Here is a 14,768-nt window from a genome sequence, read left to right on the forward strand (position 1 = left end):
TGCAGTGGCCGGCTACGGACTTACAATACCTTCTGGACCCAGCTGTCCATGACCTGGTCAGGGCGGATGCCCAGCTCATTCTCCAGGAGCTCCTTGTATTTATCGTAGTGTGTCCTGAATCCGATGAAATCCCCCAGGTCGGCGTAACTTCGCAGAATCAGCCTGCAGAGCTGGTCGGAATAAGGATCGGCTGCCTGCAGATCCAGCAGCCTCTCCAGTGCCAGCCGGGGCCGCCCGGAGGACAGCTCATATTCGGCGGAATGCAGCGCCATGCGGATATACCGGACCTGCAGCTCCTTGCGCCGGATCTCTGCCCAGTCGTAATGATGCTCCTGCAGGTAGTCTCCACGGTACAGCTTCAATATCTTTTCCCGGCGCAGCCATTCCTCTTCTGACTCCACAGGCGTACCGGCATAGCCCAGCTCGAACTCCTCCACATCCAGCAGCACCTGCTCCTTGGTCAGCCTGTAACGCTCCTGCGAGAATTCGACGAGCACCTCCATATCCCAGGCCTTCAGCAGCTTGCGGATATGGTATACCGTGGTATGCAGGTTCGTTACGGCCTTCTCGGGCTTGAAATCGGGCCAGACGAGATCCACAATGGTGTCCTTGAGTATCCACTGGCCGCGGTTATGCAGCAGCAGGGCGAAGACCTCCTGCGCCTTGCTTGTTCTCCACTGCATTTTGCGCCCCGGCTCCGTGCTGTCTGTGAATTCAAGCCGGTGGAAGCAGAGGATTGACAGCTCCTTGACAGGCGCCGCAGACGCTGGTGTAGGCGGCATCATCACTTCAGCGCTCTCCTTGCCGACTTCCAGCCGCTCAAGGGTTTTGCTTAACCGCTGGGAGGTCACCGGCTTCAGCAAATAATCCGCTGCATTGAGTTCAAAGGCTTCGATCGCATACTCGCTGTATGCGGTAATATAGACAATCCGGGTGTTCCGGTCCATACCGGCAATGTATTCACCTGCTTCCAGCCCGTTCATCTCCGGCATCCCGATATCCAGGAATACAATATCCGCCTTCTCCCGTTCCAGATGCGCAAGTCCCAGGCGTGCCGAGGTGAATTTCCCGGTGATTGTAAGACGCCCATCCTTCAGGAGCATACGCTCCAGATGCTGCAGCGCCGGCTTCTCATCGTCAATCAATATGGCCTTCATCAGTCGGACTCACCTCCTCTTTGTTCGTAGTTCTCAAATGCCTTTAGGTGGGGATGGTATATGATATAGCGGTTCCCCTTCCCGGTACACTGTCGATATTCAGGCCTGCTCCGTACATCTTGAGCAGACGGTGCTGAATATTGCGCAGCCCTATGCCCCCCTCTGTCCGCTCTTCCGAGAGGACCTCCGCAATCTTCTCCGGAGTCATTCCTACACCGTCATCCGTGACTGCTACCTTGAGGCAGCCGGGCAGCAGCTCAACTGTCAGCCGTACCGTCCCTCCGGCCTCCTTCTGCATCAGGCCATGATTAACAGCATTCTCCACAATCGGCTGGATGCTGAGCGGCGGAACCATCGCCATCACATCCTCCGGCACCTCGAACTCGATGTTCAGCCGTTCATCGAACCGTGCCTGCTCCAGCGCAAGATAGGATTTGACGAGTCCCAGCTCCTTCTCCATAGAAACCGTCTGTCCCCGGTTCTGGAAGTCGAAGCTGCTCCGCAGGTATTGGCTGAGGTCCAGCAGCAGCTCCGTGGCCTTGTCCGGGTCCTCCGGACAGACCGAAATAATGGCATTCAGCGCATTATATAAGAAATGCGGCTTAATCTGCGCCTGCAGGAAGGCAATCTCCGACTGGACGGATACCCGGATCGACTTGCGCATATCCAGCAGGGTCTGCATCCGCGCCTTGAATTCGCGCACTTCCACCGGCTTGCTCAGATAATCATTCGCTCCGGCCTCGAAGGCTGCGAGGATATCATCAGGACGGCTGCTCGCCATCAGCACCAGAATCGGCAGCTCGGATAAGGTGAACCGTTCACGGATGGCCTTGCATAATAGAAGCCCAGGCATTTCCGGCATTACCCAGTCGGCAATCACCAGATCAAGCTCAGGATGCTGCTTGATGATCTGGATCGCCTCAGCGCCGCTGCTGGCAGTAATCACAGAATGGTTATCCAGCTGCAATACGCCTACCAGCACGCGGAGGTTAACGGGATCATTATCCACTACCAGAATGGAGCAGCAGTCTTCAGACGGCAGCTGCACAGGTTCTTCTCCGGGAAGCGGGTACGGAGGCGCCGTCTCCCAGCCGTGAAGCTCTCCGAATTCCTCCTCCAGCAGTGCATGACTCCTCTGCAGGATCGGCTGGGTGAAGCAGAAGACGGAGCCTTGCCCCAGTTCGGAATGTACCTCAATCTCCCCGCCCGTCAGTTCTACCAGCCTCTGGGTAATGCTGAGCCCAAGCCCGTTCTCACGGTAGACCTTACTGGCGGCAGGACCGCTTGGATCATTGGCATCGAAGATCGTACGCAGACGCTCAGGCGCGATACCCTGGCCAGTGTCTGTTATGATGATGGCAACATACTCTTCTTTAACCTCAGCAGACAGCGTTATCACGCCTCTGGGCGTATAATTCACTGCACTCGCGAGTAAATTATGCAGAATCTGAGCGAACCGCTGCTCATCCGTCTCCAGCAGCGGAAGCTGCTCCGGCAGACTCAGCCGGAATTCCAGCTGGCTGTTGCCGTAGACCTGACGGGTGACCGCCATAATGGAGGAAGCTGCCATGCGGAGATCGACGGCCTGCCGGCGCAGGAAGAGCGAGCCGTGATTCAGCTTCGCGAAGTCCGACATATCATGGATCAGGGCTGTAAGCCGCTTGCCCGTGGAGACAATCGTGAGCAGCTGATCCTGCTGGGCAGCGCTGATGGAGCCAGCCGTCCCCTGAGCCAACACCTTGGCCATGTTGACAATCCCCTGCAGCGGCCTCCGCAGCTCCTGCGAGGTATCAGAGATGAAGTCATCCTTCAAGCCGTCAAGCGACAAAAGGCGGCGTGAGAGCTGTTCCACTTCGCGGAAGGAAGCTGCGTATTGCCGGGTCATAAGGATCGCCTGCACGAACCCGAACAGGAGTATCTCGTAGGAGATGATGAAATAGCTGAAGGTCATTCCCATGAAGCTGACCAGATAATAGATAATGACCACGCTCAGGCTCTCGATACTGACCATCATCAGGAACATATTCTTCGGATTTCGCCTGGTGCCCTGGACCATGGAGTAGAGCACGAAGCCCAGGCTTACGGAGCCCCAGGTCAGCAGCAGAACCTCCAGATAGCTGAACAGATAGGCCGGGACGAAGGCAGCAATCAGCAGCAGGAATGCCGTAACCAGCCTGGAGGCCTTAATCATCCCAATGGACATCGGGTAGTTCACTGAATTGGCGACATAGTGCAGCAGATAATAATAGACCAGTGTAGAGGACGCAAGCTGCAGCTTGAGTATAATCTCGTAAGGGAAGCCGGGCAGCGCCGCCAGGATAAGCTTTTCGCCATGCGTAAAAATGTAGACAAAGGCCGCTATGCAGAACAAGCCCAGATACAAAGTGACCCCCCGGCTCTCTCTTACCTTGGAGAACATCAGCAGGAAGAGGGCTAGCACGAAGAATCCGATCAGTGCAGCCCCGTCTACAAACAGGGCAAATTCCCTGTGCTTCAAAATAGCAGCCTGATTACCGATCACAATCGGCTGAACGATCCCGCCTGAGGAGTAGCTGTAGTTAGCTACCTGCACAATAATCTCCATGGTATCCCCGGTTACCGAGGCGAATCCCATAAAAGGCATGTTATTCTGTCTGCCCTCAGAGGCCGAGGCTGCCGGGGTTCCGCTGCTTCCAATCTCCTGCCCGTTCAGATAGACCTTGCCGGCACTGCGGATGTTGCTGGTGCGCAGGCCGTAGACCATGGCTTCCCCTGGGGTAATCTTCGCCTGGAGGCGGTATGTAGCATAGCCTTTGGCTCTGCGCCCGCCCTGTTCAGAGATATCGTCGTTCCACTTCCCCGGGACCTGAATCATCGTAGAGGCGGCGGGAACCTCCTTACCAGCGTTCACCGGATGGAAATCCTCAGGCGACAGCAGCACACCCCGGTACAGCTCCCACTCTCCATCCAGCTTCATAATCCCGTCGTGGCGGGCGTCCCAGGAGCGAAGGTCAATCACACCCTGCACCGCCTGCGGCCTGTCTCCCTTAATCTGATGGGTCTGGAGGACCGAGAGCAGCGGAACGATCAACACCAGCACCAGACTGCCGAGAATGCTCAGCCAATACTTTCTCATGTCCTCTGCCAGTCCCTTCTAGTTGTCATTGTATAAATTATACAACAGGCTCCGTTCATCTGAAGCAAAAAAAAGCCGAGTTCCATTTATTTCGGAATCGGCTGTTCATCTTATTAGAGCTACGTGGATGGAATATTTTACTTCGTTTCCGGAGCGGCTGCGGCAGGAACCGCACTCTCCTGGGTCTTCGACAAGAAGATATTCAGAATGATCGCTGTCAGCGACCCGGATACGATTCCGTTCTGCAGCAGCATCCGAGCGAATTCCGGCAGCTGGTCGAACATGGACGGAAGCACTGCAGAGCCGAGGCCCACCGCGATGCTGCAGGCAGCGATCAGCAAATTGCCGTCCTTGCGCAGATCCACATCGGATAGAATCGACATACCGGAAGCGGCGACCGAGCCGAACATGACAATCATCGCCCCGCCCAGCACCGCATTCGGCACCACTGTAGTCAGTGCCGCCAGCTTCGGCAGCAGACCAAGTACAATCATAATTCCGCCTGCTGCAAAAATAACATTCCGCGTCTTCACCCGCGTCAGCGACAGCAAGCCGACATTCTGGGAGAATGCGGTGTACGGGAAGGCGTTGAACAGGCCGCCCAGCATGATGGCCAGTCCCTCGGAGCGCAGGCCGTTCACGATCTGCTTCTGCTCCACCTGCTGGTCCGTCGCCTTACCAACGGCAAAGTAGACCCCGGTCGATTCGACCATAGACACGATATTCACGATAATCATTGTGAAGATTGCGGTGATGCTGAACTGCGGCCAGCCGAAGTAGAACGGCTGTGCAACGCTGACCCAGGAGGCTGTAGTCACGGTAGAGAAATGCACGATGCCCATGGCATAGCCGATTACAGTACCCACTACAAGTCCTACCAGCACCGATACGGAGCGCAGGAACCCTGTAGTCAGCCGGTTCACGGCCAGAATAACGAGCAGAGTAATCAGAGCCAGCAGCAGATTGCGGGGCTGCCCGAAGTCGGCGCTGCCCTGGCCGCCGGCCACATTATTCATCGCAACAGGAATCAGCGACAGCCCGATAATTGTGACTACCGAGCCGGTGACCACGGTCGGGAAGAACTTCAGCAGCTTCCCGTACACCGGGGCTGCCAGCACCACGAACAACCCGGAGATAATGATCGCGCCGTAAGCTGTTGCCAGATTGGAGCCTGAAGCGATGGCAATAATCGGGCTGACCGCCGTGAAGGTACAGCCGAGCACCACCGGCAGCCCGCTCCCGAAATATTTGCTGCCCATAATCTGCAGCAGGGTCGCCAGCCCGCAGGTGAACAGATCCGCTGCTATCAGATACGCCATCTGCGTACCGTTCAAATTGAGTGCTCCCCCGACAACCAGCGGTACAATGACCGCTCCGGCATACATCGCCAGTACATGCTGAAGCCCTAGGGCCAGTATCTTCTGTTTGCTTAACATCCTGCACGCTCCTTGATTAATCCTTCATTATCTATGAAATGAATCTCACCCGGCGACATGGAAGCAATCCGTGCCAGGGAATACACCGGAACTCCGCGCTGCTCCAGCAGACCGCGTCCCTCCTGGAAGCTCTTCTCAATGACACAGCCGACCCCGGCCAGCTGCGCCCCGGACTCTGCTACGATATCGCATAGCCCTACAAGCGCCGCGCCGGTAGCCAGGAAATCGTCAACGATCAATACGGTATCGTCCGGCCCCAGATATTTCTGTGAGATGCTGATCTGGTAGTCCTCTTGACGGGTGAAGGAGTGAACCGGTGCCGAATACACCGCTTCGGACAAGGTGACTGCCTTCTTCTTCTTGGCATAGATGAACGGCACGCCCAGCGCAATTCCCGCCGCCATGGCGAACTGGATGCCGCTGGCCTCCACAGTCAGCACCTTGGTGATCTGCCGGTCCCCGAAGACCGCTGCAAATTCCTTCCCGATCGCAAGCGTCAGCGCCGTGTCTACCTGATGGTTCAGAAATGAGTCCACTTTCAGTACAGTCTCCGATAGAATTAAGCCCTCTTGTCTAATGCGTTCTTCCAATACTTTCATTACAGCGGATCTTCCTCCTTAGAAATAAAAAAGACAGATAAAATAAAAAGGACAGATTCCCTGAGTGTTTCTCTCAAGTGAATCTGTCCTTCTGGGTTTTTGTCCCTTGGTGGTGTAACACATATACGTGTCCGCATCGCTTGGACCAGTCTTTCCCGTGCCGCAGCACAAGAAACGGAACCCTAGATGCGCTATTTCACTCATAGTCGGATAATTACAGTGGCTATCCGGTAGAAACTTATGGGCCATATTCCCAAGATTATATGAGTTATATGAAATCTGTTATAAGAAATCTATTATGAAGCATGTCTGTTATCTTACACGCTCTACCCGCTGCTTACAAGCAAAATTTTAAGTAAATTGCGGTGATTTCAAAGTTTTCATGAAACCTCCTGCAAAAGCGGGCCCGCCTCCAGGAAGCCTTGCAAATTTTAGGTTTAAGGTGTTTTCTTCATGTCTTCTATATCACTGAAGCTCCATAAAAGCTATAATTATATAGCTAAACATTCTAACTGAACAAAGGCGGCGAACAATGAGAATAAAACAACAGGTTTGGTTAGCAACTTCAGCTACTATACTGCTGTTAGGCAGTATGATTACTATATCTTTCCTCTTTATGGAGGGCGGCTCGCGCCTGCTTGCAGCAGGATTAGGCGCAGGCGGCATTCTGGTTAGCATCAGCCTTCTTTACAGTATTCAGCGGAATATAGATCGCGGTCTGGGCCGAATCACGGAGATCTCAGAGGATATCGCAGCAGGCATTTTTAACCCTGATGCTGCGGCTGCTGTTCAGACGGATGAATTCGGGCAGCTGGCCGCTTCCTTTTTCGGGCTGGCGGCTGACCTTCACCATAGAACCGCCGATGAGCGCGAACTGCGGCTTAGAGCCGAAGAACAAGCCTGGATTAATACGCAGGTGTCTGAGATGGCGCTGCTGCTTCAAGGCTCTGTCCAGCTGAGGACGGCCTCGCGTGTGTTCATCGGCAGGCTGGCTACCGCTATCGGCGGAAGCTACGGGGCTATCTATCTGAAGCAGGGGGGCCAGCTGAACTTCGCAGCCGGCTATGCCTTCGATGATACCGCAGGGCACCAGGAGTCCATACCGCTGGGCAGCGGCCTGGTCGGACAATGCGCACTCGATGGGCAGATGATTGTTCTGCAGGATCTTCCAGAGCATTATATCAAGGTCCGTTCCGGTCTGGGGGAGGCTGCGCCTGCCTCACTGATTATAGTTCCTATTAAGCATGAGCAGGAAATTGTTGCTGTCATGGAGCTGGCGGCACTACGCCCGTTCAGCTCCAAGGAGATGCAGCTGATTGAACGCACCGCACAGAATATGGGCGTGCTGATTAATACACTGGCGGATGTCGCCCGGATCGAAGATCTGCTTAGTGAGACTCAGCTGCAGAAGGATGAACTGGAAGCCCAGACGGAAGAACTGACCGCCCAGACCCAGGAGCTGGAAGCTCAGACCGAAGAACTGATGGCCCAGACAGAGGAGCTGCGCCTGCAGACCGACCAGTTACAGGACCAGAAGACTGAACTGGAGGCGCAGTCCGAGAGCCTGCTGACCTCCAATGAACAGCTTCAGACACAAATGAAGCTCACAGAGGCCCAGAAGGACGAGATTGAAGCCCAGACGGAGGAACTGCGGCAGCAGACGGAAGAGCTGCATGCCTCCAACCTGGAATTGCAGAATCAGATGGAGATTTCCCGCCGGCAAACCATGGAGATCAAGGCACAGGCCGACGAGATCTCTGCGGCAAACCGCGATATGCAGAAGCAGCTTCAAATCACCGAAATGCAAAAGTCCGAGATCGCAGATCAGGCCGGGGAGCTTCAGGCCCAGACCGATACATTGCAAACTCAGGCCGATGAACTGCTGATCCAGAAGGAGGAGCTGGCTGCCTCCCATGATCAGCTGCTGCTTCAAGTCGAGCTTACTGAGAAGCAGAAGGAGGAGATCCAGGCACAGGCGCAGGAGATCTTCATGGCCGCGCAGTACAAATCGGAATTCCTGGCCAATGTCTCCCATGAGCTCCGCACCCCGCTGAACAGCCTGCTGATCCTCTCGCAGATTCTTGCCGAGAACAAGGACGGCAATCTGGAAGCGAAGCAGCTGGAATACGTTCATACGATCTTCTCGGCAGGCAAGGATCTCCTGCAGCTGATCGATGAGATTCTCGATCTGGCGAAGCTGGAGGTCGGCAAAATGACCCCTGTCATCGAGCCGGTCTCCCCACAGGATCTCAGCAATCATGTCTTCCGCCACTTCGAACAGCAGGCCAAGAAGAAGAACCTGCGGTTCGATGTCCATTCCGACAACCGGCTGCAGGATTATCTGATGACCGACGGTCACAGATTGCAGCAGGTCTTGAATAATCTGTTATCCAACGCCATCAAATTCACACCGGAGCAAGGCTCCGTCTCCCTGTCGATCCGTACCAGCGGCGAAGAGGTCATCTTCGCCGTCAGCGACACCGGTATTGGCATAGCCGCTTCCAAGCTGGAGAGCATCTTCGAAGCGTTCCAACAGGCAGACGGCACCACCAGCCGCAAATACGGCGGCACCGGTCTCGGCCTCACGATCTGCCGGGAGCTGGCTACCCTGCTGGGCGGAAGAATTGAGGTTGATTCCTTGGAAGGCAAGGGCAGCACCTTCTCCCTGATTATTCCCGCTGTAGAACCGGGTGAGGATGCCCAGACCCTTGCTGCCGCAGCCTATTCAGCAGCAGCCTCTCCGGAGATTCCGGCTTCCGAGCCTATCCGCCGCGAGAATCCGGCCTTCCGCGAGTCCTTCGTGCCCGACATTTCTATCTCCAATCCGAAGCTGCTGCAATATGCGGAAATGGATGATGACCGCAGCAATTTGCTAAGCGGGGATATTACCCTGCTGATTATCGAGGAGGACGCCGAATTCGCCGCCCGGCTGCTGGAGCTGGCGCGCAGCCGGGGCTTCAAGGCTATCGTCGCCTTCCAGGGCGATCAGGGGCTTGCCCTGGCCCATGCCTACAAGCCTGATGCAATCCTGCTGGATCTGCATCTTCCCGTTCTGGACGGCTGGTCCATTATCAGCCGCCTGAAGAGCCGGCCGGAGCTGCGGCATATCCCTGTGCATGTGATTTCAACAGCCGAGGAGAACCAGCAGAGCCTGTCGATGGGGGCTTTATCCTTCTGGAAGAAGCCGAATGATTATGCAGAGCTGGAAGCAGCCTTTCTCCAGATTGAGACTTATATCCGCCGTCCGGTGAAGAGTCTGCTGATTGTCGAAGACAACAAGGTTCTGCGCGGCAGTCTTGTCGAATTCATCGCCCATCCCGATGTGAACATTATTGCAGTGGGCACCGGAAGAGAAGCGATGGAGCATCTGGCCAGCCATCATTTTGACTGTATGGTGCTGGACCTGGGTCTCTCGGATATTTCCGGCTTCGACCTGCTGGAGCAGGTCAAGACCAACCGCAAGCTGCAGACCCTGCCGGTGATTATTTATACAGGCAAGGATCTCAGCAAGACAGATGAGCAGCGCCTTAAGCACTACGCCGAGAGTATTGTGATCAAGAACGTGCGTTCAATGGAACGTCTCTATGACGATACGGCCCTCTACCTCCACCGCAAGCATGCAGACCTGCCTTTGGATAAGCAGCGCCTGATCGAGAACCTGCATAATCCGGAGTCCGCTTTTGCCGGGAAAAGCATTCTGCTTGTGGATGATGATATGCGTAATATTTTTGCGTTATCCAGTGTGCTGGAAGGTTATAATATGGAGATCAGCTTTGCCCTGAATGGCAGAGAAGCCCTGGAGCATCTGGAGACCCACCCGGGCGTAGAGCTGATATTCATGGATATTATGATGCCGGAGATGGATGGTTACGAGACGATGAAGCATATCCGGCTAAACCCAGACTATGATCAGATCGTCATTATTGCGCTGACCGCCCGCGCCTTGGAGGAAGACCGGGTCAAATGCCTCGAAGCTGGGGCGAGCGATTATATATCCAAACCGATTAATACCACACAGCTGGTGAGAGTGCTGAAATTATGGTTGATTCAATAGGAGGCAGCATGGAGTATCCGATTAATATTTTGGTTGTAGATGACCGGGCAGACGAGTTCCTGTCCATTCAGGCATTGCTGGCCGATTCACCCTACCGGCTGGTTCAAGCCCTCTCGGGCCTGGATGCTCTGAAATGTCTGCTGGAGCAGGAATTCGCCCTGATCATTATGGATGTGCTCATGCCTGGCATGAACGGATTTGAAACGGCGAAACGGATTAAGATGCGTCAGAAGTCACGGGATATCCCTATTATTTTCTTAACCTCGCTGACCTCGGAGCTGGAGAACTATATGCTGGCTTACTCGGCCGGGGCCATTGACTATCTGACCAAGCCGTTCCATCCGACCGTGTTAAAAAGCAAGATTGACGGCTTCGTCCGTCTCTACCAGACCCGCAAGGAGCTGCAGCTCAAAACGCAGGAGCTGGAGAAGGCCAACGGCATCCTGACCGAGCTGAAGGAGACGGCCGAGTTGGCGTTGCGGATCAAGAGCGGTTTCCTTGCCATGATGAGTCATGAGATCCGCACCCCGCTGAACGGGATTATTGCCATGTCGGATGTGCTTCGTTCCTCCGAGCTGTCCGCTGACGACCAGGAGATGGCCGAAATCATTCATACCAGCGGTCACGCGCTTGTCTCTGTCATTACGCACATCCTGGACTTCACCAAGATCGAATCCGGTAAAATGGAGCTGGATTACGAGCTGTTCAATCTTCACTCCTGCATCAAAGAAACGGTCGATCTGTTCAGGGCTCTGGCGAAAGAACGCAGCCTGACCCTGGAGACCTCTATTGATTCTGACATTCCTGCCCTGCTTATCGGTGACCCCAACCGTCTGCGCCAGGTACTGAATAACCTGATCGGCAATGCCATCAAGTTCACGATCACCGGCGGCGTCAAAGTGCATGTCCATCTCCGGCAGGCTATGGATAAGCTGCTGGAGCTGGAATTCATTATTGAAGATACCGGCATTGGCATTCCAGCGGATAAGATGAACTATCTGTTCCAGCCGTTCACCCAGATCGGAGCCACCATCAACCGCAAGTTCGGCGGAACCGGGCTCGGGCTGTCCATCTGCAAAATGCTGGTCGACCTCATGGGCGGAACGATCTATGCCAAGCCGGGTCTAGTGGGCGGAGCTACCTTCATCTTCACCATCCAGGTCGCTGAAGGCCAGCCGGACTGAGGCTCCCCCGTCGTTCTGCATGAACCCGTCTCACTGCATACAAGAAGCTCCCCCTTCAGATCATGAAGAGGGAGCTTCTTTGTTATTGCTGTGGACTATTGTAGAATGGAATGGACCAACTGTGGAAGGGGATGAACTCTATAGATGGGAACCTCCAGATTCCCTTTGTTCCAGCGGAACTTCGTTCTGCAAGCGCGAAGTACAACTCATCATTGGGAAGGCACTGGCCCCCTTTCCTTAAAGACATTTCGGAATGGCCGGGCCTATTACAAAACAAAACTCGGCCATTATGCTGTTGAGCGAGAGGGCTACCTCCTGTTAAATGAAGGGGAGCAGTACGCTATAGCCATTGAGTCAGAAACCGAAGTCGACTCTTTTTGTGTATTTTTCAAGACTGGCTTTGCTGAAGAGGTTCATAGAGCCGTTCATTTAGGAATAGAGAAGTCCTTAGACGATCCATTTTCAGAAACAACGCACCCGTTGCAATTTCACACCAAGTCATACCGCAATAGTCATCTGATAACTCCACTTCTCGAGAACTTCAAGAATTCCTTACCTGCACTAGGTAGCGAGAATCTCTGGGTCGATGAACAATATCAAAGTCTAATTCAAGCAATGCTTAACGTCCACCAGAAGATTTCTCAAGAAATTAATACATTGCCAGGTATGCGGCCAGCCACTAGAGAAGAACTCTTTCGGCGGTTGACACTAGCATACGAGTACTTACATGCTTATTACAACCAAAACGTGTCGCTTGAAGAAGTTTCAAGAGTCGCTTGTCTTTCTAAAAACCATCTGATCCGCAACTTCCGCCACTTTTTCAAAAGAACGCCACACCAGTTCATCCTCGAAAAAAGGATACTTGAAGCACAGCGTCTCCTTGCTCAAACGGAAAGCAGTGTAACCGAGATTAGCCTAAGTGTTGGCTTCGACAATGTCACTTCCTTCAATAAGGTGTTTAAACAAAGAATGGGACTCTCACCCCGGATGTTTAGAAAAAAGTGATTTTGGAAAAGTAATGCTTTATCCGCACATGTTACATTTACTGCGTGGAACATACAACATACACAAGGGAGCGATATTATATGAATTCAGAATTTCAAATTAAAGGAATCGGGCAAATATCTATTCGGGTACATGACATGGAAGCTGCCACCCGATTCTATCAAGATACTCTGGGCCTAAACCTGTTATTTCAGATCCCAAACATGACTTTCCTGGAGTGTAACGGACTTCAGATGGTCTTGAGTATTGCTGAAGACCCGCGGTTCGATCATCCCAGCTCGGTGTTCTATTTCCAAGTTGACAATATACACGCATCGTACGAAACGTTAGTCGGGCGGAATGTGCATTTCCTGGACAAGCCGCATAAAGTGGCTGAGATGGGTCAAACCGCAACCTGGATGACGTTCTTTCAGGACCCCGATAAAAATGTACATGCACTGATGAGTGAAGTGCCTGTGTCTTAATAATTACTTCCAGGGGGGCACTATTGCCCCTCTACGTTTTTCGCATACATTCAGCCCGCGAACCCTATCCCCCCACCGCCGCAATCAGCACCGGCAGGACCAGGAAGGAGGCCAGCGTCGTCCAGATGATACAGCGCGAGACCAGCGCAGGCGAGCTGCCGAAGCGTTCGGCCAGGACGACGGAATTGACAGCCACCGGCATGGAAGCCAGGATCAGCAGCACCGAGAACAGGGTGCCTGTGATGTTCAGGGCAAGCAGCACCAGCGCGGCCAGCAGCGGAGCCAGCACCAGCCGGACGGTCAGCCCCGTCCAGAAGGCCAGCTGCACATTGCGCTCCGTATGTGCTGCCTGGACCTTGACCATCTGCGCGCCGAGGATCGCCAGTACTACCGGCGAATATGCTCCGGCGGCCATCGCAACGCCTGAGGCCAGCTCATGCGGCATATGAAGGCCCAGCGCCCGCAGCAGCAGCGCCAGGATGGCGGCGTAGATAGCCGGCAGCGAGAAGACGGACTTCAACGCGCTGCGCACGGAGAACTGTGACCGGGCGGCAAAATACACGCCGATCGTATTCACGATCACCATCTGGGCGATGACATAGACCGATGCCTTGTCCAGGCCCAGCTGGCCGAAGGCCAGCAGCACCAGCGGCAGGCCGTAATTGACGCTGTTCGTGAAGGTGGAGATGAGCGTAAGACCGGCGGCCTCCGGCGGAGCCAGCTTCAGCATTTTACCGATTAGGGTCGCCACACCCCACAGCAGAAACAGGTTCATGAGCGAGAAGGCCAGTGTCTTATAGACATCATCGAAGGAGATATCCGCCGTAGCCAGCGTGTCCAGAATAATAGCCGGACTGAGAAAATACAGATACAGCGTCAGCAGAGGCTTCGTATCGAGCTGCTTATACCGTCCAAGCAGCGCTCCGGCGGCCACCGGAATGGACAGCGGCACGATGACCTCAACAAGTGTCGTGAGTACAGTCTGAATCACAAGCCAGGACTCCTCTATGCAGTAGTTATTTTCTACTATAACCCTCCCGGCAGGGAGCGTCTAAGACAAGGAAGCAATATCCTTGATAGCAATTGCCTATGACCCCCGCCGCGTGCAGACAAAATAACCCCACAAAGTGGGGCTTTAGCTTAGATGATTTGCGGGGGCCCCAAAACATAAAAAAAATCCCGCACCCTTAAATTAAGGGCCACGGGATTCCGGTCAGGTCTTCATTTTACAGCATTTTGATCTCAAGCAGCTCGTATTTGATGATCCCCATCGGGGCATTGACGCTGATGATATCGCCTACCTTTTTGCCGATCAGCTCTTTGCCGAGCGGGCTCTCGTAGGAAATCTTGTTGTCCAGCACATCGGCTTCCGCCGGGCCAACCACTCTATATTCGATCTTCTCCGAGTACTCCACATCGTTGAGGATAACGATGCAGCCTACGCTGACTGTACTCAGATCCATATTGCTGGCATCCACGATCTGCGCCTTGATCAGCATCTTCTCCAGAATCATAATGCGGGTCTCCATGAAGGATTGATCCTCCTTGGCGGAGTGGTATTCGCTGTTCTCCTTCAGATCGCCGTAGCTGATCGCCAGCTTAAGCCGGGCTGCAAGCTCCTTGCGCCCTGCTCCCTTCAGTTCCCTCAGCTCTTCCTCCAGCTTAGCCAAGCCTTCTTTGGTCAAAAATACTTCGTCATTATTAGACATGTATACAACTCCTATTATTTGCTCACTTTATAGTATTCTAACTCA

Annotated in this window: 10 protein-coding genes and 1 riboswitch; of the genes, 4 read left to right on the plus strand and 6 right to left on the minus strand. The window is 54.0% G+C overall.

Annotated elements, in window-relative coordinates; all coding sequences use genetic code 11:
• Window positions 1-20 precede the first annotated feature (20 nt).
• From MKY86_RS30175 to MKY86_RS30190, 4 genes are all read right to left on the minus strand, one after another.
• Entirely contained in the window at window positions 21-1,157 is a 1,137-nt protein-coding gene (locus MKY86_RS30175) for a response regulator (protein ID WP_076081474.1), read from the minus strand.
• A 43-nt stretch (window positions 1,158-1,200) separates the two neighbouring features.
• A complete protein-coding gene (locus tag MKY86_RS30180; RefSeq protein WP_076081461.1) occupies window positions 1,201-4,272 on the minus strand; it encodes an ATP-binding protein in 3,072 nt (1,023 codons plus the stop codon).
• 137 nt (window positions 4,273-4,409) lie between these two features.
• The gene (locus tag MKY86_RS30185) at window positions 4,410-5,708 is read right to left on the minus strand and encodes a nucleobase:cation symporter-2 family protein (protein WP_076081459.1); all 1,299 of its coding nucleotides are present in this window, start codon (window positions 5,706-5,708) and stop codon (window positions 4,410-4,412) included.
• Complete coding sequence (locus MKY86_RS30190; protein WP_036722745.1) at window positions 5,702-6,307, minus strand: xanthine phosphoribosyltransferase; 606 nt, start codon at window positions 6,305-6,307, stop codon at window positions 5,702-5,704. The genes MKY86_RS30185 and MKY86_RS30190 overlap by 7 nt, the downstream gene beginning before the upstream one ends.
• Window positions 6,308-6,490: 183 nt before the next feature.
• Window positions 6,491-6,594, minus strand: a riboswitch (purine riboswitch).
• A 245-nt stretch (window positions 6,595-6,839) separates the two neighbouring features.
• Between MKY86_RS30190 and MKY86_RS30195 the strand changes: the two genes are divergently transcribed.
• The 4 genes from MKY86_RS30195 (at window position 6,840) to MKY86_RS30210 (ending at window position 13,014) form a co-directional block, all read left to right on the plus strand.
• Entirely contained in the window at window positions 6,840-10,361 is a 3,522-nt protein-coding gene (locus MKY86_RS30195; RefSeq protein WP_076081457.1) for a response regulator, read from the plus strand.
• A gap of 8 nt (window positions 10,362-10,369) precedes the next feature.
• Window positions 10,370-11,545, plus strand: coding sequence for an ATP-binding response regulator (locus tag MKY86_RS30200; RefSeq protein WP_076081452.1), 1,176 nt, complete (start codon window positions 10,370-10,372; stop codon window positions 11,543-11,545).
• A gap of 144 nt (window positions 11,546-11,689) precedes the next feature.
• Window positions 11,690-12,550 carry a helix-turn-helix domain-containing protein gene (locus tag MKY86_RS30205; protein ID WP_076081450.1) on the plus strand — a complete coding sequence of 287 codons (861 nt, stop codon included), beginning with the start codon at window positions 11,690-11,692 and terminating at the stop codon, window positions 12,548-12,550.
• 80 nt (window positions 12,551-12,630) lie between these two features.
• On the plus strand, window positions 12,631-13,014 hold the full coding sequence (locus MKY86_RS30210; RefSeq protein WP_076081448.1) for a VOC family protein: 384 nt from the start codon (window positions 12,631-12,633) through the stop codon (window positions 13,012-13,014).
• Between the two features lie 64 nt (window positions 13,015-13,078).
• Here the strand turns inward: MKY86_RS30210 and MKY86_RS30215 are convergent, their stop codons facing one another.
• Together MKY86_RS30215 and greA are read right to left on the minus strand one after the other, a co-directional pair.
• A complete protein-coding gene (locus tag MKY86_RS30215) occupies window positions 13,079-14,005 on the minus strand; it encodes an AEC family transporter (RefSeq protein WP_076081446.1) in 927 nt (308 codons plus the stop codon).
• Window positions 14,006-14,240: 235 nt separating this feature from the next.
• Complete coding sequence (greA, locus tag MKY86_RS30220; protein ID WP_036691918.1) at window positions 14,241-14,723, minus strand: transcription elongation factor GreA; 483 nt, start codon at window positions 14,721-14,723, stop codon at window positions 14,241-14,243.
• Window positions 14,724-14,768: the final 45 nt, after the last annotated feature.

The sequence above is a fragment of the Paenibacillus sp. FSL R7-0333 genome (genome assembly GCF_038000365.1).
Classification (GTDB): domain Bacteria; phylum Bacillota; class Bacilli; order Paenibacillales; family Paenibacillaceae; genus Paenibacillus_AQ; species Paenibacillus_AQ silagei.

What these genes read in the sequence shown, in the direction of transcription:
- MKY86_RS30205 (WP_076081450.1), top strand. Translation starts at nt 11,690, where the DNA reads ATGGGAACCTCCAGATTCCCTTTGTTCCAGCGGAACTTCGTTCTGCAA.
- MKY86_RS30195 (WP_076081457.1), top strand. Translation starts at nt 6,840, where the DNA reads ATGAGAATAAAACAACAGGTTTGGTTAGCAACTTCAGCTACTATACTG.
- MKY86_RS30185 (WP_076081459.1), bottom strand. Translation starts at nt 5,708, where the DNA reads ATGTTAAGCAAACAGAAGATACTGGCCCTAGGGCTTCAGCATGTACTG.
- MKY86_RS30190 (WP_036722745.1), bottom strand. Translation starts at nt 6,307, where the DNA reads ATGAAAGTATTGGAAGAACGCATTAGACAAGAGGGCTTAATTCTATCG.
- MKY86_RS30200 (WP_076081452.1), top strand. Translation starts at nt 10,370, where the DNA reads ATGGAGTATCCGATTAATATTTTGGTTGTAGATGACCGGGCAGACGAG.
- MKY86_RS30180 (WP_076081461.1), bottom strand. Translation starts at nt 4,272, where the DNA reads ATGAGAAAGTATTGGCTGAGCATTCTCGGCAGTCTGGTGCTGGTGTTG.
- MKY86_RS30175 (WP_076081474.1), bottom strand. Translation starts at nt 1,157, where the DNA reads ATGAAGGCCATATTGATTGACGATGAGAAGCCGGCGCTGCAGCATCTG.
- greA (WP_036691918.1), bottom strand. Translation starts at nt 14,723, where the DNA reads ATGTCTAATAATGACGAAGTATTTTTGACCAAAGAAGGCTTGGCTAAG.
- MKY86_RS30210 (WP_076081448.1), top strand. Translation starts at nt 12,631, where the DNA reads ATGAATTCAGAATTTCAAATTAAAGGAATCGGGCAAATATCTATTCGG.